Source organism: Rheinheimera sp. NSM (assembly GCF_052380015.1).
GTDB lineage: Bacteria > Pseudomonadota > Gammaproteobacteria > Enterobacterales > Alteromonadaceae > Alishewanella.
On record NZ_JBQTCI010000001.1, the window covers coordinates 1,267,721 to 1,288,614 of the forward strand.

General features: G+C 48.4%; 16 protein-coding genes. 7 read left to right on the forward strand and 9 right to left on the reverse strand.

The window, feature by feature from the left end; translation table 11 throughout:
• Positions 1-273 precede the first annotated feature (273 nt).
• From ACTZWV_RS05700 to ACTZWV_RS05725, 6 genes are all read left to right on the forward strand, one after another.
• Entirely contained in the window at positions 274-2,034 is a 1,761-nt protein-coding gene (locus ACTZWV_RS05700) for a KAP family P-loop NTPase fold protein (RefSeq protein ID WP_444785602.1), read from the forward strand.
• Entirely contained in the window at positions 2,035-2,922 is an 888-nt protein-coding gene (locus tag ACTZWV_RS05705) for a hypothetical protein (RefSeq protein WP_444785603.1), read from the forward strand. It abuts the gene before it with no gap.
• Positions 2,915-4,246: a Qat anti-phage system QueC-like protein QatC gene (gene qatC / locus ACTZWV_RS05710; RefSeq protein ID WP_444785604.1), complete on the forward strand. Its 1,332-nt coding sequence runs from the start codon at positions 2,915-2,917 to the stop codon at positions 4,244-4,246. Before ACTZWV_RS05705 ends, qatC begins: the two co-directional genes overlap by 8 nt.
• 1 nt (position 4,247) lies before the next feature.
• Positions 4,248-4,982 carry a Qat anti-phage system TatD family nuclease QatD gene (qatD, locus tag ACTZWV_RS05715; RefSeq protein ID WP_444785605.1) on the forward strand — a complete coding sequence of 245 codons (735 nt, stop codon included), beginning with the start codon at positions 4,248-4,250 and terminating at the stop codon, positions 4,980-4,982.
• A gap of 456 nt (positions 4,983-5,438) precedes the next feature.
• Positions 5,439-5,942 carry a hypothetical protein gene (locus tag ACTZWV_RS05720; RefSeq protein WP_444785606.1) on the forward strand — a complete coding sequence of 168 codons (504 nt, stop codon included), beginning with the start codon at positions 5,439-5,441 and terminating at the stop codon, positions 5,940-5,942.
• Positions 5,936-6,532 (forward strand): hypothetical protein, encoded by a 597-nt coding sequence (locus ACTZWV_RS05725; protein WP_444785607.1) that lies wholly within the window; start codon positions 5,936-5,938, stop codon positions 6,530-6,532. Before ACTZWV_RS05720 ends, ACTZWV_RS05725 begins: the two co-directional genes overlap by 7 nt.
• 51 nt (positions 6,533-6,583) lie before the next feature.
• On the opposite strand, the gene ACTZWV_RS05730 is transcribed toward ACTZWV_RS05725, so the two are convergent.
• Both ACTZWV_RS05730 and ACTZWV_RS05735 read right to left on the reverse strand, forming a co-directional pair.
• A complete protein-coding gene (locus ACTZWV_RS05730) occupies positions 6,584-6,709 on the reverse strand; it encodes a hypothetical protein (RefSeq protein ID WP_444785608.1) in 126 nt (41 codons plus the stop codon).
• Positions 6,710-6,886: 177 nt separating this feature from the next.
• Positions 6,887-7,108 carry an addiction module protein gene (locus tag ACTZWV_RS05735; protein WP_444785609.1) on the reverse strand — a complete coding sequence of 74 codons (222 nt, stop codon included), beginning with the start codon at positions 7,106-7,108 and terminating at the stop codon, positions 6,887-6,889.
• Between the two features lie 186 nt (positions 7,109-7,294).
• Here ACTZWV_RS05735 and ACTZWV_RS05740 point away from each other — a divergent pair, with 186 nt between their 5' ends.
• Positions 7,295-7,669, forward strand: coding sequence for a nuclear transport factor 2 family protein (locus tag ACTZWV_RS05740; protein ID WP_444785610.1), 375 nt, complete (start codon positions 7,295-7,297; stop codon positions 7,667-7,669).
• A gap of 65 nt (positions 7,670-7,734) precedes the next feature.
• Here ACTZWV_RS05740 and ACTZWV_RS05745 read toward each other — a convergent pair whose 3' ends face one another.
• The 7 genes from ACTZWV_RS05745 to ACTZWV_RS05775 form a co-directional block, all read right to left on the reverse strand.
• Positions 7,735-8,049: a helix-turn-helix domain-containing protein gene (locus tag ACTZWV_RS05745; RefSeq protein WP_444785611.1), complete on the reverse strand. Its 315-nt coding sequence runs from the start codon at positions 8,047-8,049 to the stop codon at positions 7,735-7,737.
• Positions 8,050-8,140: 91 nt separating this feature from the next.
• Complete coding sequence (rraA, locus tag ACTZWV_RS05750) at positions 8,141-8,623, reverse strand: ribonuclease E activity regulator RraA (RefSeq protein WP_444785612.1); 483 nt, start codon at positions 8,621-8,623, stop codon at positions 8,141-8,143.
• Positions 8,624-8,932: 309 nt separating this feature from the next.
• Complete coding sequence (locus tag ACTZWV_RS05755) at positions 8,933-10,345, reverse strand: FAD-dependent oxidoreductase (protein ID WP_444785613.1); 1,413 nt, start codon at positions 10,343-10,345, stop codon at positions 8,933-8,935.
• A gap of 9 nt (positions 10,346-10,354) precedes the next feature.
• A complete protein-coding gene (gene gltB, locus ACTZWV_RS05760) occupies positions 10,355-14,815 on the reverse strand; it encodes a glutamate synthase large subunit (RefSeq protein ID WP_444785614.1) in 4,461 nt (1,486 codons plus the stop codon).
• 417 nt (positions 14,816-15,232) lie between these two features.
• Positions 15,233-16,438 (reverse strand): beta-aspartyl-peptidase, encoded by a 1,206-nt coding sequence (iadA, locus tag ACTZWV_RS05765; RefSeq protein ID WP_444785615.1) that lies wholly within the window; start codon positions 16,436-16,438, stop codon positions 15,233-15,235.
• Between the two features lie 29 nt (positions 16,439-16,467).
• Positions 16,468-17,952: a putative basic amino acid antiporter YfcC gene (gene yfcC / locus ACTZWV_RS05770; protein ID WP_444785616.1), complete on the reverse strand. Its 1,485-nt coding sequence runs from the start codon at positions 17,950-17,952 to the stop codon at positions 16,468-16,470.
• 59 nt (positions 17,953-18,011) lie between these two features.
• A complete protein-coding gene (locus ACTZWV_RS05775; RefSeq protein ID WP_444785617.1) occupies positions 18,012-20,888 on the reverse strand; it encodes a TonB-dependent receptor domain-containing protein in 2,877 nt (958 codons plus the stop codon).
• Positions 20,889-20,894: the final 6 nt, after the last annotated feature.

Here is a 20,894-nt window from a genome sequence, read left to right on the forward strand (position 1 = left end):
TAGTTTTATTCGGTGCCCAAATAGCAGTATGGATTTTGTTATCATTGGTCGTGGTGCCATTCAAAGACTTAGCTGATTTAAATACTTGACGGCGTTCAGATTTAAGGTAAAAGTGATAAAAATTTGGGGGCCAATCTGGGCATTTAAAGATCTGGGTGACAAAAGGCAAGACCTGACCCTAAAGCTTCCAAAACAGTATTGTAGAACTCTGTGTTAATTAGCATGTTGATTCATGCGCGGTGAGTCTTAAAAATAGAAACGATAAGGATTGTTATGTGGCCGGACAAAGAATCAAATATAGACTTTCTGAACTTCAATGAGACAGCTGAATCAATAACTGATCTAATAACAGAGAAGCATCTTTTACCTATAAGCGTTGGGATTTTTGGTGATTGGGGTGCCGGTAAATCTTCAGTCCTTGAATTAACCAAGAAAGCATTAGAGAAAAAAGGTCAGCACCACATTCAAGTGCATTTTGATGCCTGGCTATATCAAGGCTATGACGACGCAAAAGCGGCATTATTGGAAACTATCGCTTCTACGTTAATAAAGGAAGCCGAAGGTAACAAGGGCCTTACAAAAAAAGCCAAGGAGTTCGCTGGACGTATTAATAAAATACGTATGTTGGGGTTACTGATGGATGGTGGCGCGGCATTGGCTGGAATCCCAACTATGGGAGCGATGCAAAAATTGGCGAGTTTCTTCAGTGGTGGTGACGATGGTGAGTTTGGTGCTGAAGATATTAAGGGTGGATTTGAAGGTGCGAAAGAGCTTGCGAAAGAGCAACAAGGATTAATAGGCCCTCAAAAAATTAAGTCCCCGCCAAAAGAGATCAAAGAGTTTCGTGAAGCCTACTCAAAATTGCTTGAGGAGTTTAATAAGCCTTTAGTTGTTTACGTAGACAATCTAGACCGTTGTTCACCTTTTAATGCTATTTCAACACTCGAAGCGATGAGACTATTCCTATTTTTACCAAATACGGCGTTTGTGATCGCTGCTGATGAGGACATGATTCGTTTAGCTGTATCGGAATACCACAAAGGTGCTACACAACGTCACCAGACAGATTATCTGGATAAACTAATCCAAATACCTGTACATGTGCCAAGGCCAGGGCTGCTGGAAATCAGAGCGTACTTAATGATGCTGATTGCTCAAGATCACGGAGTCGGTGAAGTTCAGCAGGAGGAGTTAAGGGGCTTACTCGAAAATTCGTTGAGAATGTCTTGGAAGCAATCTCAAATCTCGATTGATGAATTACTGGATGGCAAAGATATTAGTGATATCGCTGAATTAAGAAGTAAGTTTGTGGTTGCTGAACAACTAGCTCCTTTGCTTGCGGAATCTCCTAATATCAACGGAAATCCTCGAATTGTTAAGCGATTACTGAACCAAATCAGAATGCGCAAGAGAACCGCTCATCGAAGAGGTATGCAGCTAGACGAAAAAACAATTACGAAACTTGTTCTTTTCGAACGATGTTTGGGAACTCAAGCAACCAATAAGTTGTATGAGCTAATCGATAGAGAAAACGGCTTCCCTAAGGTGCTCGCTGATTTAGAAAACCCTGAAGTTGAATTCGAGAAAATAAACCTGCCTGAAGAATGGAAGTTGGACTTAGGTTTTATCGACAAATGGTCAAAGCTCCCTCCGAAGTTTTCTGGAGTAAACCTAACTCCTGCTGCATATCTGAGTCGTGAAAGTATCCCGATGGGAGTAGTGAATGCCGTTATGTCTGGAGCTGCTCAAAAGCTTGTTGGGATGCTTATGAAGCAGAAAGTTCGGGTTAGTAAAGTTAACAGTGACGCTATAGGTGTTACGCCAAAAGAAGAGTTTATGCCCGTTATGGATGCACTGATAGACAACTTCAAAGCTATTGGCGATTGGAGCGTAACACCTGATGGAGTTTATGGTGCACTTTTATTAGCCAAGCAAGATAAAAAATGCGCTGCAAATTTTTTAACTTATTTAAAAGGGTTACCAAAACAAAGGTGGCTCAGTCCAATAATGAAAGATTTAGAAGGAACTAAATAGATGGGGACATCGGCATCTTCAACGGGACCAAATGGTCAAAGCCCGCTAATACCGTCATGGGCACAAGGCAGCGACGCTGCGCAGGACGAAATTGCATCAGGCACAGATGGTAGCACTTCGGCGTCTGATGAGTCTGATGGTGAACAAGCGGGGAGCGGGGAGGGAAGTGGTAATAAGGTTGAAACTGATCAACAAGAAATAGACGGTCCTGGACAACCAGCTCCTCCTCCAAATAGGTTTGCCAGTGCAAGAAGAGCATTCGGGAAATATGCGCAGTCGGGAGGAAATACTTCAGACTTAAAACGCGCCCTCAAACATTACTCTAAAAAGGGATCCGGTGGCGGAAAGACTACGAGTCGTCGATTAGCTAGCGGTATCACTGCTGGCTCAAGCCTTTTAGGGATAATGCGAGGCGAAAGCGTCAGCGTTAATAACCAAGTTTTATCGCTTGCGGATCTTAAAGGTCTCTCAACAGACCAGGTAATCGATAAAATTGCGTCTCATCTTGCTCCAAATAATGCAGACTCAGATGCCGTTCGTATTGCATTAGACTATGCACTCGAAGAAGCGCTGCCAGCTACAAATTCATTTGATCCAAACAGTTTTACCGATGAAGTAATTCAAGAAGTGATAGGTTGCTATCTTACCGACTTAATTTTTCAAGACGTAGTAGAAGGGATGGGGAAAGCTTGGTTTTATGTTGAGCCTGCTAGCAAGCACCATCAAATGGAAGTGGAGTTGAGAGCATTGATAAAAGTTATTGCGCAGCAACAACTAGAAAAGGTTACACAAGGTAATCCTACTAATATAAACAGAGACAATATTGCCAAGGTTCAAGCTGACACGATCACGTTAACAGTAGATGAGTGGGAGAGTTTTGATGACTAATTTTTACTTTAATCATGATCCTGCAAATCTACCTAATTACTCAAAAAATTGTCATCCAGTGCAACTCTTTCATACGCATCAGCATGATCCTTACAAGCGTAGCATGGCTTCAAAACAGCTACTTCAAACGGTCAGAGATCTAGGAATTGCCCTAGACGCTGATGCCATTGACTTGATAACAATTGCTACTGCTGTTACTGCTGCTGATACGTTCGAACTAAGAGAAAAAGCAGAAAATGCTTGGTCAAGACAACTGCATTTGCATGTACCTGTGACTAATGAAAACATATGGAATTCTGTCGAACCTAAATTAAGTTCGCTTTTGAATTATCTAACAGGTGACCAGTGGGCGTTTACGTTTGAAAAAACGACGATGCCTATGCCGAAACCCAAGAACAGTAAACAAGCTAAAGACAAGGCGAAGTCCCTAAAAGGCCTTAATTCAGTCTGCCTTTTTTCAGGTGGACTAGATAGCGCTGTTGGCGCAATAGATATATTGAATGGCGAATCGGAACTGAAACCACTGCTAGTAAGTCACGCCTATCGGGGAGATGGATCCAAACAAGAGGAGATAAAGTCATTATTGTCCTCGCCGTTTGGCGAACTATCCTATTCAATTTCGCCACATATTATAAAGTGCTTAGAAGGTAAAACTGATATCAGCATGAGAGGGCGGAGTTTTAATTTCCTGAGCATGGCAGTGTTAGGTATTGTATCTCTCCGTAATGCCAACGGTGATAGCAGCATTGAGACCGTAATTGTTCCGGAAAATGGGTATATTTCGATTAATCCTCCTTTGACTCGAAGACGGATTGGTAGCCATAGTACAAGAACTACTCATCCTTATTTTTTGAATGGTTTTGAAGCACTTCTAAATGAAGTCGGTTTTCACGTCAAATTCGTTAATCCTTATCAGTTTAAAACTAAAGGAGAAATGCTTGCTGAATGTGTAGACCAGGATGCAATCAAGAAAGCTGTACCACTTAGTGTTTCTTGCAGCCACTGGCATAGAGAACACAAGCAGTGTGGGCATTGCGTACCTTGCCTTATTAGAAGGGCGTCAGTTTACCGAGCAGGTTTTAGTGTTGATGCGTCTTATAAAACAAATAGGTTGGAAGCTCTGATGAAGGAAAAAGACATACGAGATGATCTTCAAGCAGTGCAAACAGCGATTATTAGATTAAAACAAACGAATAATTACAGGTCTTGGCTCCGACAGTCTGGTCCCATTCCTGAGGACTCAGTGATCAGAGACAAATTGGAGTCGACGATAAAACGAGGTCTTGCAGAAGTCGAAACATTTCTGAAAGCAGGAAGAAAATAAGATGATGGACTTGCACTGTCATGTTGATTTGTATCCTGACTTTAGTGAGGTTCTAAACGACATCCAGAGCTGTAATTTTTATGTCTTATCTGTTACTACCGTCCCTTCTGCTTTTGAAGGGACGGAAGGCCTAACTAAACATCTGAAGAATTGTAAAACTGCGTTAGGTTTACACCCTCAATTGGCTCACCAAAGGAAGAATGAATTAGTTCTGTTCGATCAGCTAATTGAACGGACTCGCTATATTGGAGAGATTGGTCTTGATGGTTCAAAAGGATTCAAAGAACACTTTGCTGATCAACTGATGGTTTTTAGCCATATCCTGAAGTCCTGCGAATCATACTCGGACAAGATACTGACAATTCATAGCCTCAATGCGGTTGACGAAGTACTGACTTGTTTGAAAGCGTACCCCAAGGCAGGCACTTCTATATTGCACTGGTTTCTAGGATCCAAGTCACAGGTGGATGCAGCTGTAGACATGGGGTGTTACTTTTCGATAGGCCCAGCAATGTTGGATTCGGCTAGAGGGAGAAAGGTTGTTTCTTGGATGCCTTTGAATCGAATTCTACTGGAAACAGATGGACCGTTTGCAAAGTTAAATGGAAAAGCCCTTTTACCTTCAGATACCAATTTAGCAGTTCAGTATTTATCAACTATCAATGGAGTGGATTGCACCGATATCAAAAACTCAATTAAAAGCAATTTGAGAAGAATCGTGTCGAGTAAAGACTAGAAAAAGTCTTCACTAAAAATTTCCTGGCTTCGGGGGCACCCATTAGCCTCTCTGAAAATGGGGTCGTAGGTAATTAAACTGATGCCAGCCGTTCAATCATGTCGGGATATTTTTCCACCAGCTTAATTAAAAGGGCAGCCTGGCCATTGGGCTTAGATTTGCTCTGTTCCCAGTTTTTAAGTGCCTCAGGGTTCAGGCGTAATCTTTGGGCAAAAACCGAGAGAGTATACTTACTACCGGCTTGATCCTTGTATTGCAAAAACTAAAACGATAAGGCTAATTAAGATGAAACAGCGATTTACTGCTGTGATACGCGGCATAATATTGTAATATTTAGTTAACAATTATGTGAAAAACAGCCAGTGGATTAGGGGGCTAATCACTGGCTAATTGCCACCACAGTTTAAAAATCAAAACAGATTACCTGCATAAAATTATTTGCTAAAAGGATAAAACATGAGTAGTGAAGCATTTTTTGTTGCACTGGAACAAGCAATACCAGGGTTTTCGGCAAAAGAGGTTACTGTGCCAGCAGTAGATGAACGGCAGGGAGAGTACAAGCAAGTCTATTGGCTGGATCAGCTATTGGGAGAAAATTTCCTCTGTTATGTTGAATGGAAAGAGTTTGACCCGTGGGGAGTGGATAGACTCAATGCGTTAATTCCGGTTAAACAGGCCGGAATCACCTTATCGACAGACAGCCTTTATGATAAACAGGGCTCTCCTGTTCAGGACATCAGCTATGAGGAGTTTATGTATAATGCAGGCGGTTTTTTCCTGCCGGTTTTACAGCAACAACTACAGCTGGTGGGATTAAAGCTACTGGAACTTGGCATACTGCAAAATGACGGAAAAATGTATTTGCATGAAAACCCGCGTTTTATCTGTACCACAACTGATAACGCTAAAATTGAACAACTGAATCTGCAACTACAGCAACGGGGGCTGGTGTTTTGCTAAAGCCGTTATATTTAACCTCCGGCACTGCTGGCCGGTTAGTTATTTGCCTGATTGTGTTGTTGGTTGCTGGTGGTTGTTCCCGGCAAGTACGCTGGAAGCACCCGACGCCATCAAAGGAACTGCTGCTAAAAGCCATGACAGATTTGCATGGCTTTCATGTTTACACCGGTGTAGATACGCGCGATAACAGTCTGTTAAGCCATGAAGATGCCTCAAAAATGCTGGCCGATCATAGTCTGATTACCAGCGACACCCCGAACTTTATGTTTGTTAGTTTTAGTGGCAATGAAGTCAGTATTGTTGGTTATAACCAATACTACCGGCCAAAAACACAAGACTACCGTAGCCCAATGATTTATCGCTATCGCGGCCAGTTAAAGCGCGCTGTGTACTCTTTGCCACATATGGCACCGGTATCAGGTGATTTAACGGTGACCTCAAAGCCGATTGAAAATGTACAGCTGTGGCTGTTGAATGAACAGAAAGCGGCTTATCCGGATTTTAATGGCACACTGAAGTTTCAGGCCTGGAGCGGTGAGTATTTTGATATCAACGCCTTTACCACTAAAAGCTGGGACTATATTTTTTAACCGCAAAATAGCTTTCAAAGCAGCAGGCGAATAACCTGCTGCTTTAACTTATTAAACCTGTAAATAATCCAGTATACCCTCGGCGGCTTTACGGCCCTGGGCGATAGCAGTTACTACCAAGTCTGAGCCTAATACCATATCGCCGCCGGCGAAGATCTTATGCTCGTTGGTTTGCATAGCAAAGGTACTCTTTTCACTGGCGATAATGAAAATGGGGTCGTAGCTAATTTGAAAATGGGGTCGTAGCTAATTAAAAGGACAATGGGGCCGTAGCTAATAGGAAATGGGGTTAGGAAATGGAGTCGTAGCTAATTAAAATCGCAAAGGTCAAAACTACGTAAGTAACCTGTATTTTCATCGAAATTTATTGTGCAAACTATTCTTCGCCAGCTCCCAATCGTGAGTGACTTCATCACCTTCTTTGACGGCATGCTCGGTTTGCTGCAACGCCTGCTGATGCCAGGCGGGGGAGGCCAACTGCTCGGCACCTTCAGCGGTTAGCTCTTGCCATAAGGTTTCCATCACCTGCAGTTTTTCGGCGGTAGAAAGCTGTTTGATTTGTTCAGCGGTAATCATAAAACTGGCCGTAATAAATAACCTGACTGGAGCACAGCAACAGCACCCGGATAACTCAAACCAGCAACAGCTTTGCTGTTGCCAACATTCTGCCGTTGTTGTCCGCATAGCAATACTGAGCAGGGATGGAATATACTCCGGTGAACGTAACAGGTTCGACTGACTAAACTGGGGGCAGTATTAAAAATGCATAGCGATACCGTTAAACAGCAAATAATGGAACTGGAGCAATTGCTGGTTCAACCGGCTACGCGTTTATCTGCCGAACTGCTAAACCGCTATCTGGCGGATGATTTTTATGAAATTGCTGCTACCGGCCGCTGTTTTGGTAAAACGGATGTGCTGGAGCGTTTACCAACTGAAACGCCACCGGTGATTACCCAGCAAGATTTTAACTGCCGTGTGTTAGCTGAAGGGCTGGCGCAGCTGACTTACCGCGCAACGATACAGCGTGCAGAAAACGAAAGCCCGAGCTACTCGGTGCGCAGCTCTATCTGGCGTTTTGATGGTGAAAAATGGCAGATGGTTTTTCATCAAGGCACCGCCTGTGAGCAATTCTGAAATTACTCAAAATAAAGCAGCTGGTTTACTCAGGCTGGTAACAGTGAAAATGGGTTCGTAGCTAATTAAACAGATGCCAGTCGTTCTATCATGTCAGGATATTTTTCGACCAGCTTAATTAAAAGGGCTGCTTGGCCATTAGGCTTAGATTTGCTCTGCTCCCAGTTTTTAAGTGTCTCCGGGTTCAGACGTAATCTTTGAGCAAAGACTGATTGAGATAAATGCAGTTTTTGCCTTAAGGCGACGATTTCCTCTGCTGTAACCATGGGTACAGGCTTTGCCTCCACAGCCACCTCGCGCAATGTAACCTTACCCTGGCGTTGCTGTGCCATTTCACTGACACCTTGCATCAGTTCTGCGAATAAATCACGCTTTGCCATCTTGAATACCTCTGGCTTCCATTGCCGAATTGTAGGCAAGTTGCCTATATTAAGCAACATCAGATGCGTATAAAGGCTTAAAGTCGCTTTGCTATATCAACTGCTTAGTCGCCACCAACACCCCATTATTATCCGCATAAACAAACTGGCCGGGGATAAAATCTACCCCAGCGATGGTCACTGTTACGTTGATATCGCCTAAATCACGCTTGTCGGTTTTCATCGGGTGAATACCCAGCGCTTGCACGCCGAGCGGGGTTTGGTGTATCTCGTCTATATCGCGAATACAACCGTTGATAATAATACCTTCCCAACCGTTGCTTGCGGCCTGTTCGGCCAGCATATCGCCCAGCAGCGCATGGCGTTTAGAGCCGCCGCCGTCTACCACCAACACCTTACCCTGGCCCGGTGTGGCCACTAACTGCTTAACCTTGGAGTTATCTTCAAAGCATTTCACCGTAACAATTTGCCCGCCAAAGGCGGTTTTGCCACCGTAGTTGCTAAAGATGGGTTCTGCTACGCGGATATAAGCCGCATGGGCGTCGCAGAGGTCGGGTAGGGTGAATGGCGGCATAACGAACTCCTTGTTGTTGGAACCTGCAACCGGAAACGATAAAGCGAGATTAGGCTTACCCTAAGCTGACCGTTGAAGCCCCGGACGGGCTGACAAATTCGTCAGGAACGAATTTGGACAGCTGCGCTGGCCCGAAGGGTGAACTTCACGGATGAAGTTTACAAACGAGCCCCCAGGGATGGGTTTACGGCGTGTCGGCGTGGGTAAGCCGGTTCGAGCCTTTCTCCTAATCTCGCTTATCTTGTCCGCTGCTGCGGATGGTACAAGCAACAGCAGGTTGTTAAACCTGCTGTTTATACTTCCTGGCTTTTATACTTCTAAATAATCCAGTATACCCTCGGCGGCTTTACGGCCCTGGGCGATAGCAGTTACTACCAAGTCTGAGCCTAATACCATATCGCCGCCGGCGAAGATCTTATGCTCGTTGGTTTGCATAGCAAAGGTACTCTTTTCACTGGCGATAACGCGGCCTTTATTGTCCAGCTGTACCCCCATATCCACCAACCATTGCGGCGGGCTGGGTTGGAAGCCAAAAGCTATAACTACCGCATCGGCGGCCAGTACCTGCTCGGAGCCAGGTACCGGCTGCGGGCTTCTGCGGCCTTTAGCATCGGGTGCGCCCATTTCAGTGGTTACCACCTTAACGCCGCACACCTGACCAGCGCTGTTTACTTCTATGCCCAGCGGTTGCAGGTTAAACAAAAACTCCACGCCTTCTTCGCGCGCGTTTTGTACTTCTTTACGTGAGCCCGGCATATTGGCTTCGTCGCGCCGGTAGGCACAGCTTACCCTGGCTGCGCCCTGGCGGATGGAGGTGCGTACGCAGTCCATTGCCGTATCGCCGCCGCCTAAAACCACTACGGTTTTATCTTTTAAGCTGACATAGGGGTGCTCGGTTTGCCAGCCCATCAGGTTATTGATATTGCCGATTAAAAACGGCAGCGCCTCGTATACGCCAGGCGCATCTTCATTCACCAGGCCGCCTTTCATCGGTGTGTAAGTACCCAGCGCTAAAAACACCGCATCGTATTCGCTTAGCAGGCTGTCAAAGCTGACATCGACACCAACGTTAGTGTTTAAGCGAAACTCGATACCCATGTCGGTAAAGATTTCGCGGCGCAGGCTAAGTACGCTTTTTTCCAGCTTAAACGGCGGTATACCAAAGGTTAGCAGGCCGCCGATTTCCGGATAGCGGTCAAACACTACCGGGGTTACGCCGTTGCGCACCAGTACGTCGGCACAGGCCAAACCGGCCGGACCGGCACCGATCACAGCCACGCGGCGCTCGGTTTTAACTACGGCCGATAAATCCGGCCGCCAGCCCATTTCAAAGGCTTTGTCGGTAATATATTTTTCAATACTGCCAATGGTTACCGCGCCAAAGCCTTCATCCAGCGTACAGGCGCCTTCGCATAAGCGGTCTTGCGGGCATACGCGGCCGCATACTTCCGGCAGGCTGTTGGTTTTGTGTGCCAGCTCGGCCGCTTCAATAATTTTGCCTTCGTTGGCCAGCTTTAACCACTGCGGAATATAGTTGTGCACCGGGCACTTCCACTCGCAGTACGGGTTGCCGCAATCGAGGCAGCGATCAGCCTGGCCTTCCACCTGGGTGTTGGTCATTGGCTGATAAATTTCGACGAACTCTATAGTGCGTTCGCTATGTGAGCGTTTTGGCGGATCAATCCGTTTTACGTCAATAAACTGGTATACATTCTGTGCCATAACGTCTCCCTACATCGCCTGAACCCGCAGCTCGGCTGACGAGCGTGCGCGGTGTCCCAGCAAGGTGTTTACATCGCTGGTTTTTGGTTTAACCAGCTTAAATTGACTTAAATAACGGTTAAAGTCGTTTAAGATTTTCTGTGCTTTATCGCTGCCGGTTTCTTCCACGTGCTGGTGCAACAGGCTGCGCAGGTGTTCCTGCAGTATCGGTGTGCTGACTTCCAGCGCTTCTACCAGCTCGGGGTTTAACCGCAGCTCTAAATCGTTTTGCTCATCAAGTAAATAAGCAAAGCCGCCTGTCATACCGGCACCAAAGTTCACCCCGGTGCAGCCCAGCACCACAACCACACCGCCGGTCATATATTCACAGCAGTTATCGCCGGTGCCTTCTACCACGGCTAAAGCGCCCGAATTTCGTACGGCAAAACGCTCGCCCACCTGGCCTGCGGCATACAGCCGGCCGCCGGTAGCGCCGTACAAACAGGTATTACCGGCAATGGTAAAGCCGTTTTTAGCAAAGCTGGCGCCCTTGGCGGGGAAAATAGCCAACTGGCCGCCGGTCATGCCTTTACCAACGTAATCGTTGGCATCGCCCTGCAGTGACATATGCAGGCCACCGGCATTCCATACGCCAAAGCTTTGGCCGGCGGTGCCGGTAAAGCGGATGCGGATAGGATCGGTTGCCATGCCTTGGTTACCGTGCTGGCGGGCAATAAAGCCCGACAGCGCCGCGCCGACTGAGCGGTCGGTATTGCGGATACTCAGGTTTAACCGGCCACCGCTTTTGTTTAGTACCATTTGCTCGCAGCGCGCTAACAACTGCTGGTTTAATGCGCCTTCATCAAACGGTGTATTGTTTTTCACACAAAACAGCGCCTTGTCTGATTTGACGCCGCTGGCTTGCAATATCGGCGTTAAATCCAGTTTGGCTTGTTTTTGCGTTTCACTGTCTTTTATTGCCAGCAAATCGGTGCGGCCAATCAGTTGGGTCAGCTCAGTTACACCCAGCTGTGCCATCAGCTCGCGCACTTCAAAGGCTAAGAACTTAAAGTAGTTCATTACCATTTCCGGCAAACCGGTAAAGTGATCACGGCGCAGTGTGGCATCCTGGGTTGCTACGCCGGTGGCGCAGTTATTTAAATGGCAAATACGTAAAAACTTACAACCCAGCGCTACCATAGGGCCGGTACCAAAGCCAAAGCTTTCGGCACCTAAAATGGCCGCTTTAATTACGTCGAGGCCGGTTTTTAAGCCGCCGTCTACCTGCAGCCGTACGCGATCGCGCAGGCCGTTTTCCACTAAAGCCTGGTGTACTTCGGCTAAGCCAAGCTCCCACGGGCTACCGGCGTATTTCACCGAGGTTAACGGGCTGGCGCCGGTGCCGCCGTCATAACCGGATACGGTAATAAGGTCAGCATAGGCTTTGGCTACGCCGGCGGCGATGGTACCGATGCCGGGCTCTGACACTAACTTCACTGAAATCAGCGCCTGCGGATTCACCTGTTTTAAATCGAAAATCAGCTGGGCTAAATCTTCAATCGAGTAGATATCATGGTGCGGCGGTGGTGATATCAGTGTTACGCCGGGCACCGAGTAGCGCAGCCGGGCTATTTCGGCGGTGACTTTTTCACCGGGTAACTGGCCACCTTCGCCGGGTTTAGCGCCCTGGGCTACTTTGATTTGAATCACTTCAGCATTCACCAGGTAATGCGGCGTTACGCCAAAGCGGCCGGAGGCGACTTGCTTAATTTTGGAGTTTTTCTCAGTGCCAAAACGGCGAGGGTCTTCACCACCTTCACCCGAGTTAGACCGTCCGCCCAAGCGGTTCATTGCTATGGCTAAGGCCTCATGCGCTTCCGGGCTTAAGGCTCCAATCGACATAGCGGCGCTGTCAAAGCGCGGGTACAGGTTTTGTTTGCTCTCTACCTGCTCCAGCGCCACCGGCGTACTGTCGGCCAGTTTAAATAAATCGCGCAAATGCGCCACCGGCCGCTGGTTCACAATGCTGCTGTACTGCTGGTAATCTTCGTACTTGCCCGAGCGCACAGCTTTTTGCAGCGTTTGCACTACATCCGGGTTATAGGCGTGGTATTCGCCGTCATGCACATATTTTAATAAACCACCGTGGTTCAACGGTTTACGCTTTAACCAGGCTATTTTGGCCAGTTGCTGTACATCTTGCTCAAAGTCGGTAAAGCCGGCACCGCCCAAACGCGACGGGATATCGGCAAAACAGAGCTGCATTACGGTTTTATCAATGCCGACGGCTTCAAACAGGTTAGAGCAGCGGTAGCTGGCCACTGTTGAAATACCCATTTTCGACATAATTTTGTACAGGCCTTTATTAATGCCTTTACGATAGTTCAGCACCGCCTGGCGGGCGGTCAGGTTAATTACGCCTTTTTCTACCAGCTGCTCTACCGTTTCATAGGCCATAAAGGGGTAAATGCCGGTGGCACCTAAACCAATGAGCACGGCGAAATGGTGCGAGTCACGCGCCGAGGCGGTTTCAACAATAATGTTGGAGTCGCAGCGCAGCTGCGCATTAACTAAGGCATGTTGCACCGCGCCTACCGCCATAGCAGCTGGGATCGGCAGTTTGCCTTGCTCAATACGGCGGTCGGTGAGCATTACCAGCACCACGTTATTATCGCGCACTGCAGTAATAACGTCGGCGCATAGTTGCTCTACCGCTTGTTGCAGGTTAAGGGCGGCCGGGTCGAAGTTCAGCGAAAAAATCTGATGCTTGTAGTACTTTTCGTCCGCTTGTTTTAACTGCTTTAAGTCGGAGTACATCATCACCGGCGATTCAAACTGAATACGACGGGCGTAACCGGCGGTTTCTTTAAATACGTTGTGCTCGCGGCCGATACTGGTGGCCAGCGACATTACATGTGATTCACGCAAAGGATCGATAGGCGGGTTGGTTACCTGAGCAAACTGCTGGCGGAAGTAATCATATAAGGTACGCGGCTTGCGCGATAATACCGCCATCGGCGTATCGTCGCCCATAGAGCCGACCGCTTCCTGGCCGTCTTTGGCCAGTACTGTCATTACCTGATCAATTTCTTCATAGCTGTAGTTAAACAGCTTGTGGTACACCAGCATGTCATCATCAGAAAATACCCGTTTGCCGATTAAATCGGTTTCGTATTTCTCGTAGGGTACCAGCCGTTGCACGTTGGCATTTAACCAGTCACGGTAGGTATGACGCGCCATTAAGTCGCTGTCGATTTCATCCGAGCGCCAGATTTTGCCGGTAGTGGTATCTACCGCCAGCATTTCGCCCGGGCCAACGCGGCCTTTTTCCACCACTTCATCCGGGGTGTAATCCCAAATGCCGACTTCAGAGGCCAGCGTAATCAGCTTGTCGCGGGTAATAACAAAGCGGGCAGGGCGCAGGCCGTTGCGGTCGAGGTTACAGGCGACATGCTGGCCGTTGGTCATTACGATACCGGCAGGGCCGTCCCACGGCTCCATATGCATGGAGTTAAATTCGTAAAACGCCTTTAGGTTATCGTCCATTACGCGGTTGCCTTGCCAGGCCGGCGGCACTAACAAACGCATGGCACGGAATAAATCCATACCACCGGCTAATAACAGCTCCAGCATATTGTCCAGTGAGCTGGAATCCGAGCCGCTTTGGCTGACAAAGGGCGCCGCTTCCTGCAAATCGCTTAACAGCGGTGAGGAGAACTTATACTGCCGTGCGCGCGCCCATTGGCGGTTACCGGTAATGGTATTAATTTCACCGTTGTGGGCTAAAAAGCGAAACGGCTGCGCCAGTTGCCAGCGCGGCATGGTATTGGTGGAAAACCGCTGGTGGAACACGCAAATGGCGGTTTCCATGCGGATATCGGCTAAGTCGAGATAATAGCGCGGCAAGTCTGCCGGCATCATCAGTCCTTTAAATACGGTAACTAATGACGAGAAGCTGGGAATATAAAAGTCCGCATCGTCGCTCAGTTGTTTTTCAATACGGCGGCGCAGCATATACAGCCGGCGCTCTAAGTCGTGATCGCCCCAGCCGTGCGGCGCATTAACAATAACCTGCTCAATGGTGGGCATTGATTTAAGCGCGAGCGGGCCCAGCACACTGCTGTCTATCGGCACGACGCGCCAGGCCACTAAGGTTAGGGTTTCGCGGGCAATTTCCTGCTCGATAATTTTTTTTGCTAAAGCGGCTTTTACCGGGTCCTGGCTGAAAAATATCATGCCGACACCGTATTTCTTTGCCAGATTCCAGCCATTTTCCTCGGCAATAGCGCGGAAGAAGCTGTCCGGCTTTTGCATTAATAGACCACAACCATCACCGGTTTTACCGTCGGCAGATATACCGCCGCGGTGCTGCATACGGTCAAGGCCGTTTATTGCGGTTCTGACGATCCGGTGGCTGGCAGCGCCTTCCAGATGTGCGATCAGACCGAAGCCACAGTTTTCTCTTGCCTGACTGTGCTGGTACAACGCCATGACTAACCTCCACACTTGTCCTGATATTTAATAAATATTTATTATTTATGAATTATTATTCTTTTTATTGGTTTTTGCTGCTGCTGAAAGAAAATAACGGTTACTCTTTCAGAGGTCAATGCGTTGTAGAGTATTTGCTCTGGAAATGTTTAGCCATCTAAACGTTCAAGAGCGAACATGTATACCGCTATTTTAGTGAAAATGCAAGCTGACTTTGTAGCAAAATGCGGGTTAAGTGTCGCAGAAGCAGAGCCGGCGAAAATGAAAATTAATTACATGAATTGGCGATATTTTTGCCAATGATACCTGCAGCAGCAATAAAAAAAGCTGCCGCAGCAGCTTTTTAGCTTCAATAGCTATGGCTGAAGGCGCCATATTTATGCGAATTTGTCTTATTTGCTTTTAACGCGCTGGCTTTTAACGTTCAAAGGTACCCTTTACCAGCGCTTCGCCCTGTTGCACCAACAGTTTCCCCTTGGCTATAACGCTGTTGATGGCCAAATCGTCGCGCTGCAGCAGTACCATATCGGCATCCAGTCCGGCGGCAATACGGCCTTTGCGTGTTAAGCCCAAGATGGCTGCCGGTGCTGCCGTAATGCTGCAAACCGCGTCTGTGATTGCGACTTTATGCTGGGTTACCGCATCTCTGGCTGCCTGATACAGGCTTTGCACTGTACCAACCTGTAAGCCGAGCAATACGCCATCGTCATTGTATATCGGTAAGCTGGCATTGCCATCGGAGCTAAGCGTGAGCTGCATCGGGTTAATGCCAAACTGCAGTGCTTCAGCCAGTGCAGCCGCGGCGGCCACTTCACCGTGTTTTAAGTCGAAGTCGGTAGTGCTGGTAGTAAAGTCAATTACACCGCCTTTAGTGGCAAACTCTAACCCGGCTTCAAACACACGGCGGTTACGGTTCATATGGGTGGGGTAAAACTGTTTCAGCTTTAACTCGGTGCCGGCTACCGCCTGGTAAACCGGCTGCAAAATACGCTCGCCGGCGCCCATATGCACACTGACAATACCGCTTTTACCCGACAAGATACCGCCCACCCGCGCCGCTGCTGCCACTTTACGGATTTCATCGGTGGTGGGCTGCGATGAGCGGTGATCGCTGATGGCAATTTCGCCGACACCGATAAACTTGTCGATCAAAATCAAATCGTCAGTAATGCTGCCGGTAAGGGTACGACAGGGTATTTCGTACGAGCCGGTATGGCAGTAGGTGGTAATGCCTTCAATATCCAGCGCATGGGCTTTGGCCAGCAGGTTGGTGAGGGTACGGGTAGTAGCATCAGTGCCCAATACGCCAACGGCGGTGGTAACACCGCCCAGGGTGGCATCGGTTAATTGCATTTCCGGGGTGCGGGTAGCAAAACCACCTTCGCCGCCACCACCGATAAAGTGCACTAACGAATCGACAAAGCCCGGCGTTAAATAAAAATCGCTGCCGTCAATCACTGTTACCGGTAAGTTGCTGCCAGCCAGGTTAAAGTCTTTACCCACGGCGGCGATGCTGCCACCGGCTATCACGACATCCATTTTGCCCAGTGGCTGCGGTGCCAGTACTTCGGCATTTTTTATCAGGATGATGTTGTTAGAAACTGTGTTCAAAACTGTTTTCAAAATAATAACCTCGAACAGCCAGCAGGCTGTTATTGATAACCTATGGCCACGGCCAATAGCATAAAGGCGCTGGCTAAAGCGAACAGCCATAGTTGTAATTTCCAGACAAAGCGGAACCATACCGTCCAGTCAAGCCGTACCACACCCAAACAGCCGATTAACGCGGCAGAGGTGGGGATAATGCAGTTGGTTAAGCCATCTCCCAGTTGGAAAGCTAATACCGCAATCTGGCGGGAAAGTCCGACTAAATCGGCCAATGGTGCTATCAGCGGCATAGTCAGTGCGGCCTGGCCGGAGCCGGAAGCGACAAAGAAGTTAATCACTGACTGGATAATCAGCATTAACCAGGCTGATAAAAAGGCCGGTAAATCGCCCAGAGCCTGGCCACTGTAGTACAGCAGGGTGTTTAACACTGAGGGCGACTCAGGGTTATCGCCACCAAGCAATAACACTATACCTTTAGCCATACCCACAATAAGTGCTGCAGGCAATAACTCGGCTGCGCCATGTTTAAAGCCGTCGGCGGCTTCATTCATGCTCAGGCGTTTACCCAGCACGGCAATAACGGCAATGACAATACCAATGGTAAAAAACTGACTGGCAATTTCCGGAATATAGTATTGGCGGGTAGTTACGCCCCAGATGATCCATAACAGGCCGGCAAAAAATGCCAGCAGTATTATCGAGTCAAGCGGGCTGTAGCTGTTTTTGGCATCGGCACTTTGCTGCGCTCTGAGCTTCTGATCGGTGCTGAAACTTAACGACAGCTCAGGGTTTGCCTTCACTTTTGCCGCGTAGCGCATGGTGAAAATAACGCCAAACAGCGTGAATACCGCCCACATAACAATGCGTAAATCGCTGCCCGACAGTAGCGGTATTTCTGCAATACCCTGGGCAATAGCCACGTTAAACGGGTTCATCCAGGAGGTGGCAAAACCAATTTGGGTGGCGACATAAGTTACCAGCACTGTGGTGATAGCATCATAGCCCAATGCCAGCATCAGCGGCAGCAGCACGATACAAAAGGCGATAGCTTCTTCGCCCATACCAAATACCGCACCACCTAAAGAGAACAAGCCAAACATCAGCGGAATAAACAAAAACTGCATGCTTTGGGTTTTGGCAATCAGCGCCAGGATGCCGTTATGAATAGCGCCGGTTTTCATAATGATGCCAAAGGCACCGCCGGTAAGCAGAATAAAGGCCACTACGCCAATAGCCGAGCCCCATTTATTGCCGGACACCAGGCCTTCAAAGGCATAGTTAAAAAAGCCAATACCACCACCTTCGGCAAACAGCGGTACACCTTGTTGCGTCTCTGTGGCAAAGGTAAAACTGTTCGGGTCAATTTTGCCCTTCAGTTTGGCGGCGCCTTCGGCAACGGGTGCAGGTTCGGTTAGCGTAAAAGAACCGGCCGGTACCAGATGCGATGCTATGGCAGCCAGCATCATCACAAAGAACAGGATGACAAAGGCATCAGGCATCGATACCGGTTTTTTTGTTACGGTAGACATATAAAAGCCTTGGGATCTGTTTGAATTATCGGGGGGAGTATGGCTCCCCCCGGCTGATTTTAGAAGCGATAGGTTGCCAGCACGCGATAGTTACGGCCTATAACGTCATGGTTAATAAAATCGACGTCTTTATAGCGGCCATAAACAAATGGTGGGTCGCGGTCCAGCACATTATCGATATTCAGGCTGACCGTCAGGCTGTCTGAAATATCATAGCCAAAATGGGCATTAACTTTGGTCCATGACGGCACACGGCGGTCAATGGCGACCCCTTGCTCAGCTAACAAGTCTATGTCTGACGGCTCCAACAGCGCGATTTCATCCTGGTAATCACTGGTGTAATTAACACTAATGCCACCAAACCAGCTATCGCCACTAAAACGCAGTTTCATACTGGCTAACAGTTTTGGATAACGGAAGCTGCCGGCCAGCTGTTCTGTACCGGAAAACGCGGTGCGATCGCGGGTAAAGCTCATCAATTTGGTAATGTCGGCACTGAAGCGGATTACCGCCCAATCGCTGTCAAAACGCTGACTATAGGTAAAATCGATACCTTTAGTTTGTTGGTTGCCGGTGTTTTCCAGCAATAGTATGTGGTCGCGAAACAATGGCAGACTGGTGGCGCGGGTATCAACATCTTGCCAGTCAGCAAGCACCTGATTTAAATCTTCGGTGAAGCCTGACGCCAGGCCCAGCTCATCACACATTTCCGGGTCAAAGGAGATACCTGTTTGCTCTGCGGGTACCAAGCCACAGAAGCGTAGGTCTGATTCAGTAAGAGTGCGTACCAGCATCGACTCTAAGTCTGTACCGATAATCTTTTTATGATCAAATTGCCAGTAATCTGCGGTAAAGGTGATGTCGCGTGTCGGGCTCCAGGCAAAACCGGCACTGATGGATTCGGCTTCTTCCGCTTTCAGCTTAGGATTGCCAAACTCCAGCGTGTTAGGGGTGATTTCACCACCAACGTCACCACCACAAAACAGCTCAGCAAATTCCGGCAGGCAGCGCGCTGTTGTACTGGTAGTACGAAGTTCGACACCGGCCTGCGTTAGCGAAGGTGCCCTGAACGATGTGGCCCATGAGGAGCGCAGTACCAGGCTGTCAGTCGGGCGCCAGGTCAGGCCCACTTTAGGATTTACGCTACTGCCAAAGTCGTCGTAGTTGTCATAACGTGCTGCCAGTTGCAAATCGACTGTGCCGGTAAGTGGCACAAACAATTCGGCAAAGGCAGCCCACTGTTTACGCTCTGCGCTGGACTTGCTTGAGCCGAAGCCGATAACATCGACCAGATAGTCGCGGTCAAAACGCGACTGGGCAATTAAATCAGGATTATCACTCAGTTTCTCCTGCCGGTATTCCACACCAAAAGCTGTAGCAACCACACCTGCCGGCATCTCCCACAGCTCACCATTAAAACGCAGATCGGCGCTTAGTACCTCCGATTTACCCTTGCGCGACGGGTTTTCTGTAATTAACGCCAGTACGTCGTCGTTGCCGGTCTGGCCGCCAAAGGGGTTGAACCACAAGCCGCCGTCATCTGGTGAGCAGTTGGTGCTGCCATCGGCACATAATTCGCCAAACAAGGCGGCATTAAATTTGTAGCGATTGTAAATGCCGGCCAGTGCGTTTTGCTCTGACTCACTGCGCGAATACATAACCGCACCTTCCCATTCAAAGTCAGCAACTTCTCCTTGCAATGCGGACACAAAACGCAGTGCTGTGGTTTCATTCTCAATCTGCCTTGGTGCCAGAAAGCGGCCGCGTAATTCAACAACATCCACGTCGTTACCATTAGGGCTGGCTTCAAAGCCCGGATAAATCAATGACACCAATTCTGCGTTGTTCTGAATAAAAGGATTGTCGAAGGCAGCAAACAGCCAGTTGCTTTGATCCTGCAGATTAGTGAAGTTAGCCGGTGTGCTTTGTGCGGTTGATTTGGTACGGCTGATAAAAAACTCATTCGACCAGCGTAACGTATCGAGCTCAGTGTTAAACATAAAGCCGCCGGAAGCTGATTCCAGCGCAGGGCGGATCAGCATATCCTGATTTGGATTATAACCGCAGGCTCTATCGCCAAACACCGGGTCGGTAACCACAACCAGTTCCGCCGGACAGGCAGGATCAGGGAAGCCAACATATTCATCTGATACCGGATCTAAAAAATCTGAGGTGGTATAACGCACGCTGGCAAACTGACCGCGGCTGGATAATGACCATGTTTCGTCAGTCATATCCCGGTCGCTGTAAGCAAAGTCATTACGATCAAAGTAGTCGGCAAACAGGGTGAGATTGCTGTTGCCGAAGCTTTTACCCCAAATCAAATTAATACCGGTTTTGCCTTCGTCAGAGCTTGCCATCGAGTTGCCATAGCTTAGGTTCAGCTCAGCACCGTCATAATCTTTTTTAAGTACATAGTTAATAACACCGGCAACGGCATCCGCACCGTAAATGGCGGATGCGCCGGTGGCCAGAATTTCAACCCGCTCAATGGCTGATACCGGAATAGAGTTAATATCGACAAAGTTTTCGGTACCGGCTGCAAAGGATGATGCAGCAACCCGACGGCCGTTGATCAGGGTAAGGGTAGAAGAAGGGCCTAAGCCGCGTAACGATGCAGCAGCCTGACCGGCAGGCGTGTCGTTAGATGCAGTGCCGCTTTCAGATGTGGAGAAAGTGCCGGAACCGCCGCGCAACTGGCCGACGTCTTTTAGTAAATCGTACACTGTGCTGGCGCCGGAGTTTTTAATATCATCGGCAGAGATAATGACCAGCGGTTGGCTGCCTTCAAGGTCGACACCTTTAATACGCGAACCGGTAACTTCAATTTTCTCAATTTTTTGCTGTTCTTTTGCGGTTTCTTCCGCGGCAAAAAGGCATGGGCTAACGAAAAAGCTGCCGGCAACTGCCAGCGCTAAAGGAGATAACTTGCGCATAGATAC